This window comes from Streptomyces phaeofaciens, from assembly GCF_014648915.1.
Lineage (GTDB): Bacteria > Actinomycetota > Actinomycetes > Streptomycetales > Streptomycetaceae > Streptomyces > Streptomyces phaeofaciens.
The window spans coordinates 346,846-359,716 of the sequence record NZ_BMSA01000003.1; the positions used below are offsets into that span (position 1 = coordinate 346,846).

General features: G+C 70.5%; 10 protein-coding genes. 6 read left to right on the plus strand and 4 right to left on the minus strand.

Annotation, left to right across the window (positions count from 1 at the left end; translation table 11 throughout):
* Positions 1 to 91 precede the first annotated feature (91 nt).
* The 3 genes from IE275_RS08460 to IE275_RS08470 all read right to left on the minus strand — a co-directional run bounded on the left by IE275_RS08460 (position 92) and on the right by IE275_RS08470 (position 4,271).
* Complete coding sequence (locus IE275_RS08460) at positions 92 to 1,390, minus strand: citrate synthase (RefSeq protein ID WP_020131734.1); 1,299 nt, start codon at positions 1,388 to 1,390, stop codon at positions 92 to 94.
* A gap of 242 nt (positions 1,391 to 1,632) precedes the next feature.
* Positions 1,633 to 3,885 carry an SF1B family DNA helicase RecD2 gene (gene recD2, locus IE275_RS08465; protein ID WP_189709320.1) on the minus strand — a complete coding sequence of 751 codons (2,253 nt, stop codon included), beginning with the start codon at positions 3,883 to 3,885 and terminating at the stop codon, positions 1,633 to 1,635.
* A gap of 62 nt (positions 3,886 to 3,947) precedes the next feature.
* On the minus strand, positions 3,948 to 4,271 hold the full coding sequence (locus IE275_RS08470; protein ID WP_189709322.1) for a hypothetical protein: 324 nt from the start codon (positions 4,269 to 4,271) through the stop codon (positions 3,948 to 3,950).
* A gap of 208 nt (positions 4,272 to 4,479) precedes the next feature.
* Here IE275_RS08470 and IE275_RS08475 point away from each other — a divergent pair, with 208 nt between their 5' ends.
* The 6 genes from IE275_RS08475 (at position 4,480) to IE275_RS08500 (ending at position 11,968) form a co-directional block, all read left to right on the plus strand.
* Positions 4,480 to 5,532, plus strand: a complete 1,053-nt coding sequence (locus IE275_RS08475; RefSeq protein WP_189709324.1) for a LacI family DNA-binding transcriptional regulator — start codon at positions 4,480 to 4,482, stop codon at positions 5,530 to 5,532.
* Positions 5,529 to 7,055, plus strand: a complete 1,527-nt coding sequence (locus IE275_RS08480) for a sugar ABC transporter ATP-binding protein (RefSeq protein ID WP_189709326.1) — start codon at positions 5,529 to 5,531, stop codon at positions 7,053 to 7,055. Before IE275_RS08475 ends, IE275_RS08480 begins: the two co-directional genes overlap by 4 nt.
* A complete protein-coding gene (locus IE275_RS08485) occupies positions 7,045 to 9,000 on the plus strand; it encodes an ABC transporter permease/substrate-binding protein (RefSeq protein ID WP_189709328.1) in 1,956 nt (651 codons plus the stop codon). Before IE275_RS08480 ends, IE275_RS08485 begins: the two co-directional genes overlap by 11 nt.
* Positions 9,001 to 9,074: 74 nt before the next feature.
* Positions 9,075 to 9,980 carry a ribokinase gene (gene rbsK, locus IE275_RS08490; RefSeq protein WP_189709330.1) on the plus strand — a complete coding sequence of 302 codons (906 nt, stop codon included), beginning with the start codon at positions 9,075 to 9,077 and terminating at the stop codon, positions 9,978 to 9,980.
* Positions 9,977 to 10,366, plus strand: a complete 390-nt coding sequence (gene rbsD / locus IE275_RS08495) for a D-ribose pyranase (protein WP_189709332.1) — start codon at positions 9,977 to 9,979, stop codon at positions 10,364 to 10,366. The genes rbsK and rbsD overlap by 4 nt, the downstream gene beginning before the upstream one ends.
* Before the next feature lie 381 nt (positions 10,367 to 10,747).
* Positions 10,748 to 11,968, plus strand: a complete 1,221-nt coding sequence (locus IE275_RS08500) for an esterase/lipase family protein (protein WP_189709334.1) — start codon at positions 10,748 to 10,750, stop codon at positions 11,966 to 11,968.
* Positions 11,969 to 12,065: 97 nt separating this feature from the next.
* Here the strand turns inward: IE275_RS08500 and IE275_RS08505 are convergent, their stop codons facing one another.
* Entirely contained in the window at positions 12,066 to 12,863 is a 798-nt protein-coding gene (locus tag IE275_RS08505) for a sugar phosphate isomerase/epimerase family protein (protein ID WP_189709858.1), read from the minus strand.
* Between the last annotated feature and the right edge of the window lie 8 nt (positions 12,864 to 12,871).

Below are 12,871 nucleotides of genomic sequence, written 5' to 3' on the forward strand. Positions count from 1 at the left end.
GTCCGGAGGATCGATCCGCCCGGACAGGGCTGTGACTGGGGGCTGGCGGAGACGGGGCACCGGTCGGTCGGCACCCCCTCACCGTCAGGTGTCAGCGCTCCTCGACCGGCACGAAGTCGCGCTCGACCACGCCCGTGTAGATCTGGCGCGGGCGGCCGATGCGGGAGCCCGGCTCCTTGATCATCTCGTGCCACTGGGCGATCCAGCCCGGCAGCCGGCCGAGGGCGAAGAGGACCGTGAACATCTCGGTCGGGAAGCCCATGGCCCGGTAGATCAGGCCGGTGTAGAAGTCGACGTTCGGGTAGAGGTTGCGCGAGACGAAGTAGTCGTCGGAGAGCGCGTGCTCCTCCAGCTTCAGTGCGATGTCCAGCAGCTCGTCGGACTTGCCGAGGGCGGACAGCACGTCGTGCGCCGCGGCCTTGATGATCTTGGCGCGCGGGTCGAAGGACTTGTACACCCGGTGGCCGAAGCCCATCAGGCGGACGCCGTCCTCCTTGTTCTTCACCTTGCGGATGAAGGAGTCGACATCGCCGCCGTTGGCCTGGATGCCCTCGAGCATCTCCAGCACGGACTGGTTGGCGCCGCCGTGCAGCGGGCCCCACAGGGCGGAGATGCCGGCCGAGATCGACGCGAACATGTTCGCCTGGGACGAGCCGACCAGGCGGACCGTGGACGTCGAACAGTTCTGCTCGTGGTCCGCGTGCAGGATCAGCAGCTTGTCGAGCGCGGAGACGACGACCGGGTCGAGCTCGTACTCCTGCGCCGGCACCGAGAACGTCATGCGCAGGAAGTTCTCGACGTAGCCGAGGTCGTTGCGCGGGTAGACGAACGGGTGGCCGATCGACTTCTTGTAGGCGTACGCCGCGATCGTCGGGAGCTTGGCGAGCAGCCGGATCGTCGAGAGGTTGCGCTGCTTCTCGTCGAACGGGTTGTGGCTGTCCTGGTAGAACGTGGACAGCGCGGAGACGACCGACGACAGCATGGCCATCGGGTGGGCGTCACGCGGGAAGCCCCGGTAGAAGTTCTTGACGTCCTCGTGCAGCAGCGTGTGCTGGGTGATGTCGCTCTTGAAGACGGACAGCTCGTCCACGGTCGGCAGTTCGCCGTTGATGAGCAGGTAGGCGACCTCGAGGAAGGTCGACCGCTCGGCGAGCTGCTCGATCGGGTAGCCGCGGTACCGGAGAATGCCCTGTTCGCCGTCGAGGTAGGTGATGGCGGATTTATAGGCGGCGGTGTTGCCGTAGCCGCTGTCCAGGGTCACCAGACCGGTCTGGGCGCGGAGCTTCCCGATGTCGAAGCCCTTGTCGCCGACGGTGCTGTCGATCACCGGGTAGGTGTACTCGCCGTCGCCGAACCGCAGTACTACAGCGTTGTTGGTGTGCTCGCTCACGTCATCCCTCACCGACGTTGTGCCTCTTCTTCGAGGTTGCCCTGACTGTCTCTACCATCCCCCATTTGGCGCACGAGAGTGCACTCGGGGTCGACCATTGGGCTTATCGGCGGCACTGAGTGCCGCCAACTTTCTCATCCTGCCGCCTTCGTCACGGTTGGGGAAGTGCTCTGTGACCTTCATGACTCATTTGATCGATCATTTTTTGCGACGGGCCCGGGGAACCCGCCGGACCGGTGCGGTCAGCGGCCCGCCAGCCGGAAGTCCAGGGCCGTGCAGCGGCGGCCCGCCGAGACCGTGCGCACCGCCTGACCGATCGCCTTGCGCGAACCCACGAGGACGACCAGCCGCTTGGCACGGGTGACGGCCGTATACAGAAGGTTCCGCTGAAGCATCATCCATGCTCCCGTGGTGACGGGGATCACCACCGCGGGATATTCACTCCCCTGTGAACGGTGGATGGTCACCGCGTAGGCATGGGCGAGTTCGTCCAGTTCGTCGAACTCGTACGGCACTTCCTCGTCCTCGTCCGTCAGCACGGTGAGGCGCTGGTCGACCGGATCGAGCGAAGTGACCACGCCCACGGTGCCGTTGAAGACGCCGTTCTCGCCCTTCTCGTAGTTGTTGCGAATCTGGGTGACCTTGTCGCCGACCCGGAAGACCCGGCCGCCGAACCGCTTCTCGGGCAGGTCGGGGCGGCCGGGTGTGATGGCCTGCTGGAGCAGCCCGTTGAGGGTGCCGGCGCCGGCCGGCCCGCGGTGCATGGGGGCGAGCACCTGGATGTCCCGCCGGGGGTCGAGGCCGAACCTGGCCGGAACACGACGGGCCGCCACGTCGACGGTGAGCCGGCCGGCCTCCTCCGTGTCGTCCTCGACGAAGAGGAAGAAGTCCTTCATGCCGTCGGTGACCGGATGCTGCCCGGCGTTGATCCGGTGCGCGTTCGTCACCACGCCGGACTGCTGGGCCTGGCGGAACACGCGCGTGAGACGCACGGCGGGAACGGGACCGCCCTCCGCGAGGAGGTCGCGCAGCACCTCGCCCGCGCCGACGCTGGGGAGCTGGTCGACGTCCCCGACGAAGAGCAGGTGCGCGCCGGGCGGCACGGCCTTCACCAGCTTGTTGGCGAGCAGCAGGTCCAGCATCGACGCCTCGTCGACCACCACCAGGTCGGCGTCCAGCGGGCGGTCCCGGTCGTAGGCCGCGTCACCGCCGGGCTTCAGCTCCAGCAGGCGGTGGACGGTGGAGGCCTCGGCACCGGTCAGCTCGGCCAGGCGTTTGGCGGCGCGGCCGGTGGGCGCGGCCAGGACGACCTTGGCCTTCCTGGCGCGGGCCAGCTCCACGATCGAGCGCACGGTGAAGGACTTGCCGCAGCCGGGGCCGCCGGTGAGCACGGCGACCTTCTCGGTCAGCGCCAGCCGGACGGCGGCCTCCTGCTCGGGGGCGAGGTCGGTGCCGGTGCGCCGCTTCAGCCAGCCGAGCGCCTTGTCCCAGGCCACGTCACGGAAGGCCGGCATCCGGTCCTCCTCGGTGCGCAGCAGGCGCAGCACCTGGGCGGAGAGGGAGAGTTCGGCGCGGTGGAAGGGGACGAGGTAGATCGCGGTGACCTGCTCGCCGTGCTCCCCGGGCACCTTCTCCCGTACGACACCGGGCTCACCGGAGTCCTCGTCCGGCTCGGCCAGTTCGGCGAGGCACTCGATGACCAGGCCGGTGTCGACCTGGAGGAGTTTGACCGCGTCGGCGATCAGGCGCTCCTCGGGGAGGTAGCAGTGGCCCTGGTCGGCGGACTGGGACAGGGCGTACTGAAGGCCCGCCTTGACGCGCTCCGGGCTGTCGTGCGGGATGCCGACCGACTGGGCGATCTTGTCGGCGGTGAGGAAGCCGATGCCCCAGACGTCGGCGGCCAGCCGGTAGGGCTGGTTCTTCACGACGGAGATGGAGGCGTCGCCGTACTTCTTGTAGATGCGGACGGCGATGGAGGTGGACACCTCGACGGTCTGGAGGAAAAGCATGACCTCCTTGATCGCCTTCTGTTCCTCCCAGGCGTCGGCGATCTTCTTCGTGCGCTTCGGGCCGAGGCCGGGCACCTCGACGAGGCGCTTCGGCTCCTCCTCGATGATCTTCAGGGTGTCCACGCCGAAGTGCTGGGTGATGCGGTCGGCGAAGACCGGGCCGATGCCCTTGACCAGGCCGGATCCCAGGTAGCGGCGGATGCCCTGGACCGTGGCGGGCAGCACGGTCGTGTAGTTCTCCACGGTGAACTGCTTGCCGTACTGCGGGTGGGAGCCCCAGCGGCCCTCCATGCGCAGCGACTCGCCGACCTGGGCGCCGAGGAGCGCGCCCACGACCGTGAGGAGGTCGCCGGCGCCTCGGCCGGTGTCGACCCGGGCGACCGTGTAGCCGTTCTCCTCGTTCGCGTACGTGATGCGTTCCAGCACGCCTTCCACAGTGGCCGGTCGCCGCTCTCCCGCCGGGGAGGCCCCCGCCTGATCGGTCATGATCCGACGGTACCGCCCGGCACCGACAGGGCGGCCCGCCCCGTCGGTGCCGGGAGCCCCGGTCAGACCTGGTCGAGAATCACGCAGGTGCCGACCACATAGCCGGTGACGCCGCTCCTGGTGACCTTCACCCAGCGCTTGCTGACGATGCCGCACTTCTCGTACGAGGAGGTGCCGTAGTAGTCGGCACAGGACGCCGACGCGCTCGAACCCTTGTTGATCTGGGCGAGGGCCGTACCGCCGGTGCTCGTCGTGGATCGAATGATCACGGTCTCGAGGGCCTTCGCCGTGCAGCTCGCCGCCGCGGCGGGGGTGGCGGCCACGAACGAGGTCCCGACCAGGGCGGCCGCCCCCATGGCCGCTCCGAGTATCCGGCCTGCGCGCATATCTGTCTCCCCTGTTCATTGGCGCGGGCATGTCACCCGCCCCGGACAGGGGGCAGCCTAGATCGCCCCCGAGGTTCATCACGAATCGGTTTCAGCCATGCCGGAGTCTTGATTAACCTCCGTGTAATCGATTCCAATCCTTCCTACACGTCGATGTAATCGATTCCACGGCGTGGAGGAACCGAGTCCACAAGGAGGTGGAGCGGCGATGGCGAGCATCAAGGACGTGGCCGCCGAGGCGGGGGTCTCCGTCGCCACGGTGTCGCGCGTCCTGAACGACCATCCGTCGGTCAGCGAGGACGCACGCACGCGCGTGCTGGCCGCCGTCGAGGCGCTGGGCTATCGCCCGAACGCCGTCGCCCGGTCCCTGCGCACCGACCAGACCCGCACCCTCGGCCTGGTCATCAGCGACGTGATGAACCCTTACTTCACCGAGCTGGCCCGCTCCGTGGAGGAGGCGGCCCGTGCTCTCGGGTACAGCGTGATCATCGGCAACGCCGACGAGCGGCCCGACCTCCAGGACCACCACGTACGGACCCTGCTGGACCGCCGGATCGACGGCCTCCTCGTCTCCCCCACCGACGGCGCCTCGCCGCTGATGCTGGACGCCGCGCGCGGGGGGACCCCGATGGTGTTCGTCGACCGGTGGATCCCGGGCGTCGACGTGCCGGTGGTCCGGGCGGACGGCCAGGCCGCCGTACGCGACCTGGTGGCGCATCTGTACGGGCTAGGGCACCGGCGGCTCGCCATCATCGCGGGCCCGGCCGCCACCACCACCGGCAGCGAGCGCGTCGAGGCCTTCCGGGCCGCCCTGGCCGAGTACGGGCTCCCCCTCCCCGACGCCCATATCGGCCAGGGCGACTTCCAGGCGGAGAGCGGACGGCGGGTCACCGAGGGCTTCCTCGACCTGCCCGAGCCGCCCGAGGCCGTGTTCGCGGCCGACAACCTGATGGCCCTGGGCGCCCTGGACGCGATCCGCGCGCGCGGGCTGCGCGTTCCGGACGACATCGCGCTCGCCGCGTTCGACGACATCCCCTGGTTCGTGCACACCGATCCGCCGATCACGGCGATCGCCCAGCCGACCGGCGAGCTGGGCCGCGCCGCCGTCCGCGCGCTCGTCGACCGCATCGAGGGACGGCCCCCGCAGTCCGTCACCCTCCCCGCCCGTCTCGTCGTGCGCCGGTCGTGCGGCGAGAGCGCTCCCCCGGAGCAACCGGCCGCCTCGGAGCCGTCCCCCGCAACGAACAGGAGCCAGTCGTGAGCAACGCGGACGAGTTGCTGCGCATCGAAGGCATACGCAAGACCTTCCCCGGTGTGGTCGCGCTCGACGGCGTCGACTTCGATCTGCGCCGGGGCGAGGTGCATGTGCTGCTCGGTGAGAACGGCGCGGGCAAGAGCACCCTCATCAAGATGCTCTCCGGCGCCCACCGCCCCGACGCCGGGCGGATCCTGGCCGGCGGCGAGGAGGTGCGCATCCACGGCGCGCAGGACGCCGAGCGCCTCGGGATCGCCACCATCTACCAGGAGTTCAACCTGGTCCCCGATCTGACGGTCGCCGAGAACATCTTCCTGGGGCGCCAGCCGCGCCGCTTCGGGATGATCGACCGCAAGAGGATGGACGCGGACGCCGCCGCCCTGCTGGAGCGGGTCGGGGTGAACGTCTCGCCCCGCGCGCGGGTGCGTGAACTCGGCATCGCCCGCCTCCAGATGGTCGAGATCGCCAAGGCGCTGAGCCTGGACGCGCGCGTGCTGATCATGGACGAGCCGACCGCCGTGCTCACCTCCGAGGAGGTCGAGAAGCTCTTCGTCATCGTGCGCAGGCTGCGCGAGGACGGCGTCGGCATCGTGTTCATCACCCATCACCTGGAGGAGATCGCCGCCCTGGGCGACCGGGTCACCGTGATCCGCGACGGAAAGTCCGTCGGCCAGGTGCCCGCGTCCACCTCCGAGGACGAGCTGGTACGGCTCATGGTGGGCCGTTCCATCGAGCAGCAGTACCCGCGCGAGCGCGCCGACCGGGGCGCCGCCCTGCTGTCCGTCGAGGGGCTGACCCGGGACGGTGTCTTCCACGACGTCGGCTTCGAGGTGCACGCCGGTGAGGTCGTCGGCATCGCCGGGCTGGTCGGCGCCGGTCGTACCGAGGTCGTACGGGCCGTCTTCGGGGCGGACCCCTACGACCGGGGCACGGTGCGGGTCGAGGGCGCGAAGCTGCCCCGGCACGACGTGAACGCGGCGATGGCGGCCGGGATCGGCCTGGTGCCCGAGGACCGCAAGGGCCAGGGCCTGGTGCTCGGCCAGTCGGTCGAGGAGAACCTCGGCCTGGTGACCATGCGGGCCGCCACCCGCGGCGGGCTCGTCGACCTCGGGGGCCAGCGCGAGGCGGCCGCCCGGATCGCCGGGCAGCTCGGTGTGCGGATGGCCGGCCTCCACCAGCAGGTGCGCACCCTGTCCGGCGGCAACCAGCAGAAGGTCGTCATCGGCAAGTGGCTGCTCGCCGACACCAGGGTGCTGATCCTCGACGAGCCCACGCGCGGGATCGACGTCGGCGCCAAGGTCGAGATCTACCAGCTGATCAACGAGCTGACCGCCGCCGGGGCCGCCGTCCTGATGATCTCCAGCGATCTGCCCGAGGTGCTCGGCATGAGCGACCGGGTGCTGGTGATGGCGCAGGGACGGATCGCCGGGGAGCTGTCCGCCGACCGGGCCACGCAGGACGCGGTCATGTCCCTCGCCGTGAGCACTCCTTCCACCGAGACCGAACAGGAGGCCCCCCGTGGCCGCTGACACGCTCAAGAGCACGACGGGCGCCGGTGGCGGCGCCGCGGCGGTCCGCCGACTGCTCCTCGACAACGGCGCGCTCACCGCGCTGATCGTCCTCGTCGTCGCCATGTCGGCACTGTCGGGTGACTTCCTGACCACGGACAACCTGCTCAACGTGGGTGTCCAGGCGGCCGTGACCGCCATCCTCGCCTTCGGCGTGACCTTCGTGATCGTCTCGGCGGGCATCGACCTGTCGGTCGGTTCGGTGGCGGCACTGTCGGCCACCGTGCTGGCGTGGAGCGCGACCCAGCACGGGGTGCCGGTCGTCGTCGCGGTGGTGCTCGCGGTGGCCACCGGTGTCGCGGCCGGCCTGGTGAACGGTTTCCTCGTCGCGTACGGCAAGCTGCCGCCGTTCATCGCCACGCTCGCGATGCTGTCGGTGGCCCGCGGTCTGTCGCTGGTGATCTCCGAGGGCTCCCCGATCGCCTTCCCCGACTCCGTCTCGCACCTCGGTGACACGCTCGGCGGCTGGCTGCCGGTGCCGGTACTGGTCATGGTCGTCATGGGGCTCGTCGCCGCGTTCGTGCTCGCCCGGACATACATCGGCCGTTCGATGTACGCCATCGGCGGCAACGAGGAGGCGGCCCGCCTCTCCGGTCTGCGGGTGCGGAAGCAGAAGCTCGCGATCTACGCGCTGTCCGGGGTGTTCGCGGCCGTCGCGGGCATCGTGCTCGCCTCCCGGCTGTCCTCCGCGCAGCCGCAGGCCGCCGACGGCTACGAACTGGACGCGATCGCCGCGGTCGTCATCGGCGGCGCCTCCCTCGCGGGTGGCACGGGCAAGGCCTCGGGCACCCTGATCGGCGCGCTGATCCTGGCGGTGCTGCGCAACGGCCTCAACCTGCTGAACGTCTCGGCGTTCTGGCAGCAGGTCGTCATCGGTGTCGTCATCGCGCTGGCGGTGCTCCTCGACACCGTGCGCCGCAAGGCGGGTGCCGCTCCCGAGGCGGCCGGTGCCGGGTCCGGCGGCGGCAGGGGGAAGCAGGCGGCGACGTACGGTCTGGCGGCCGTGGTCACCGTGGCGGTCGTCGGCGCGACCTCCTTCCTGCACAACGGCTCGTCGGCCACGGCGAACCCGAAGGTCGGGCTGGCGCTGTCCACCCTCAACAACCCGTTCTTCGTGCAGATCCAGTCGGGCGCCAAGGCCGAGGCGAAGAAGCTGGGCGTGGACCTGACGGTCACCGACGCGCAGAACGACGCCTCGCAGCAGGCCAACCAGTTGCAGAACTTCACCAGTTCCGGTGTCGACTCGATCATCGTCAACCCGGTGGACTCGGACGCGGCGAGCAACTCGGTGAAGGCCGCGGGCAAGGCGGAGATCCCGGTGATCGCGGTCGACCGGGGCGTCAACAAGGCCACCGTGGACGCGCTGGTCGCCTCCGACAACGTGGCCGGCGGCGAGCTGGCCGCGAAGACGGTCGCCGAGAAGCTGGGCGGCACCGGCAAGATCGTGATCCTCCAGGGCCAGGCGGGCACCTCCGCGGCCCGGGAGCGGGCGGCGGGCTTCGCCCAGGGTCTGAAGGCCTACCCCGGCATCCAGGTGCTGGCCGAGCAGCCGGCCGACTTCGACCGCACCAAGGGCCTCGACGTGATGTCGAACCTGCTCCAGGCCCACCCGGACGTCCAGGGCGTCATCGCCGCCAACGACGAGATGGCGCTCGGCGCGATCAAGGCGCTCGGCGCGAAGGCCGGGAAGTCGGTCCAGGTGGTGGGCTTCGACGGAACTCCGGACGGTCTCACGGCCGTTGAGCGGGGGACGCTGTACGCGTCCGTGGCGCAGCAGCCCTCGCAGCTGGGGAAGATCGCCGTGGACAACGCGCTGAAGGCGCTGCGGGGCGAGAAGGTCGAGGAGACGGTGAAGGTGCCGGTGAAGGTGGTCACGAAGGAGAACGTGTCCGGGTTCAGCGGCTGACATCGGCGAACGGGCGGGCGGTCACCCCGGAGGGGGACCGCCCGCCCCACGTCACGTATCAGGGGAGTTCTTCCATGTACGACTACGACCTCCTGGTCGTAGGGTCGGCCAACGCCGACCTGGTGATCGACGTCGAGCGCAGGCCGGCCGCGGGTGAGACGGTGCTCGGTTCCGACCTGGCCGTCCACCCCGGCGGCAAGGGCGCCAACCAGGCCGTCGCGGCGGCCCGGCTCGGGGCCCGTACGGCCCTGCTGGCCCGGGTCGGCGACGACGGTCACGGCCGGCTGCTGCTCGACTCGCTGCGGGCGGCCGGGGTGGACACCGGCGGTGTGCTGGTGGGCGGTGCGCCGACCGGGGTCGCGCTGATCACGGTGGATCCGTCGGGGGACAACAGCATCGTGGTGTCGCCGGGCGCGAACGGACGGCTGACCCCGCGGGACGTCCGCGCGGCCGCCAACCTCTTCCGGATTTCCCGGGTGGTGTCCGCGCAGCTGGAGATCCCGCTGGAGACGGTCGTGGAGGTGGTGCGGAGCCTGGCGCCGGGCAGCCGCTTCGTGCTGAACCCCTCCCCGCCGCGCCCGCTGCCCGCCGAGGTCCTCGCCGCCTGCGATCCGCTGATCGTCAACGAGCACGAGGCGAAGGTGATCCTCGGTGAGGCGGCGGGCGCGGGCGACGAGCCCGTGGACTGGGCGCGGCTGCTGCTCGCGAAGGGGCCGAAGTCGGTGGTCGTGACGCTGGGTTCGGACGGCGCGCTGGTGGCGTCCGCCGAGGGCGTCGCGCGGATCGCGTCCGTGAGGGTGGACGCCGTGGACACGACGGGCGCGGGCGACTCCTTCACGGCGGCGCTCGCCTGGAAGCTGGGCGCGGGCGCGTCGCTCGCCGAGGCGGCGGCGTACGCGGCGCGGGTGGGCGCGGTGGCGGTGACCCGGCGCGGGGCGCAGGAGTCGTTCCCGACGGCGGCGGAGGTCGACGCCCTGTGAAGAAGGCCGGAATCCTCAACCGTCATCTCTCGGGCGCGCTGGCGGAGCTGGGCCATGGGGACGGGGTGCTGGTGTGCGACGCCGGGATGCCGATACCCGACGGGCCGCGGGTGGTCGATCTCGCCTTCCGGGCGGGGGTGCCGTCGTTCGCGGAGGTGGTGGAGGGTCTGCTGGAGGAGCTGGTCGTGGAGGGCGCCACGGCGGCCACCGAGGTACGGGAGGCGAACCCGCCGGCGGCGCGCCTCCTGGCGGGCCACTTCAGCGAACTCGTCCATGTCCCGCACGAGCGGCTCAAGGAGCTGTCCGCGGAGGCACGGCTGGTGGTCCGCACGGGCGAGGCACGGCCGTACGCGAATGTGCTGCTGCGGTGCGGGGTGTTCTTCTGAGCGGCGGCGTGACCGCCGGGCGGACGGCTCGGGGGGCCAGGGAGCGCTGACCCGGCGGCGAAGCCGCCGCCGGCGCGGCGCTTCACCCGATTGCCGTATGACTCGCACGCCGAACCGAAAGAACCGTCCGGAGCGCTGAAGCGCTTCGGAATGCTTCGAGGGGCCCGGTCCGTCGACCGGGCCCCTCGGCTTGCCCCCTCCAACTGTCGAAACCCCCGCGATCCCCCCAGATCCCCCTCCAGAAGTCCCGACGCCATGTACGACACCGCGGGGCCGGGAAGGGTTGCACGATGTCCGGAAGATTTTCCGACAGGCAATATGCCCGAAATATGCCACATGATGTTGTCGTCCCCCTCTCCCCCTCCCACGAGGAGCGCGACCATGTCCGAAAAGACCGAGCCCCCCGTCACGCCGTTCACCATCGGCGACCCGCTCGCCCGGCCCTCCCACCCGGTCGAGGTACCGGACTTCGACGAGGAGTGGACCGTCGACAAGGGATTCACCTGGGTCTTCTACGGTGCGGAGAACAGCACGCTCACCCAGCCGGTGATCATCGCCGACGGGTTCAACCACGGAAAGAGCAATCTCAAGGAGCTCTACGAGTTCCTCGAGGGCGAGGACTACCCCTTCATCAGCGAACTGCGGCGGCGCGGCAAGGACGTGATCCTGCTCGGCTTCGACAACCGCACCGACTCCATTCTGACCAACTCGAGGGCGGTCGAGGGAACCATCCGCGAGGCCATCGCCCGCCGCTCGGGCGACGAACGGCTGGTGGTCGGCGGCTTCAGCATGGGCGGCCTCATCACCCGCTACACGCTCGCCAGGATGGAGACCGACTTCCACGAGGACGAGCACCAGACAGCCGTGTACTTCTCGTTCGACACCCCCCACCGCGGCGCCTCCATCCCCGTGGGAGTCCAGGCGTTCGCGTACCTGCTCCCGTACGGCCTGGACCTCAAGCCCCATCCCTTCGAGCAGCAGATGAACAGTCAGGCCGCGCGGCAGATGCTGTGGCGGCACTACGACAAGAAGACCCAGAAGATCGACGTGGCCCCCGAGCGCATCGCCCTGCTCAACGAGCTGGACCGGGTCGGACAGTGGCCGCGGATCCCGCGCAAGCTGGGCGTCGCCAACGGCCGCGGCGACGGGATCGGGCTGCCCGACGTCGGGCCCGGCGAGGTCGCCCTGCGGCTCGACGTCCGCTACCCCGGCACCACCTTCTACACCCAGGCGCAGGGTGACGACGTGACGGCCGCGTACCTGTACCGGAAGTTCCCGCCGACCGAGCGGACCGTCCCGACCAGCGGCTTCCCGGAGCTGGACGGCGCGCCCGGCGGCACGCTCGCGACGTACGAGATCCTCGCGGACTCGATGGTCCAGGCCGGCGGCGAGGCGGACCTGCGGCACCCGCACGTGTGCTTCGTCCCGTCGGTCAGCGCGGTCGACATCCTGGACTTCGAGCGGCAGGAGGACCTGTACGCCAGGGTCGACGGCCTGGACCCGGCCCGCAGCGGTCTGGACGAGTTCCGCTGCTCGTCCACCACGACACCGCACACCCTGCCGACCGAGGAGCTGTGCACCTGGCTGATGGACCGCTTCTAGCCGTCCCGCGCCGACGCCACCGTCCGCCCGCGCCCACCGCGGGCGGAGGGGTGTTCCCCCGGCCGGAGACCATGGAGTCTCCGGCCGTCGTGGACCGCTATGCCGTGTGCGCGACGAACCGTTCCGCCGTCTCGGCGAGGACCTCGCGGCCGTCCCGCGCCCACAGGGCGTCGTTGAACAGTTCGACCTCGATGGCGCCGGTGTAGCCGGCCGCCTCCACGTACCCCTGCCACTCGCGCATGTCGATCGCGCCGTCGCCGATCTGGCCGCGGCCGTTGAGGACGCCCTCGGGGAGGGGGGTCGTCCAGTCGGCCAGCTGGAAGGTGTGGATACGGCCCGAGGCGCCCGCGCGGGCGATCTGCGCGGGAGCCCGGTCGTCCCACCAGATGTGATACGTGTCGACCGTGACGCCGACCTGGTGGGCCGGGAAGCGTTCCGCGAGGTCCAGGGCCTGGGTGAGGGTGGAGACCACACAGCGGTCGGAGGCGTACATCGGGTGCAGCGGCTCGATGGCCAGGCGGACGCCGTGCTGTTCGGCGTAGGGGCCCAGTTCGGCAAGGGCGTCGGCGATCCGCTCCCGCGCCCCGTGCAGGTCCTTGGAGCCCGTCGGGAGGCCGCCCGAGACCAGGACCAGGACCTCGGTGCCGAGGGTCGCCGCCTCCTCGACGGCCCGGCGGTTGTCGTCCAGGGCCTTGGCGCGTTCGGCCGCGTCGATCGCCGTGAAGAAGCCGCCCCGGCACAGGGTCGTGACCGTCAGGCCCGCGTCCCGGATCAGCTTGGCCGTCGCCTCCAGGCCGTACGTCCGGACCGGCTCGCGCCACAGGCCCACCCCGGGGACACCCAACTCCAGGCAGGCGTCGACCAGTTCCGGCATGGCGAGCTGCTTCACCGTCATCTGGTTGA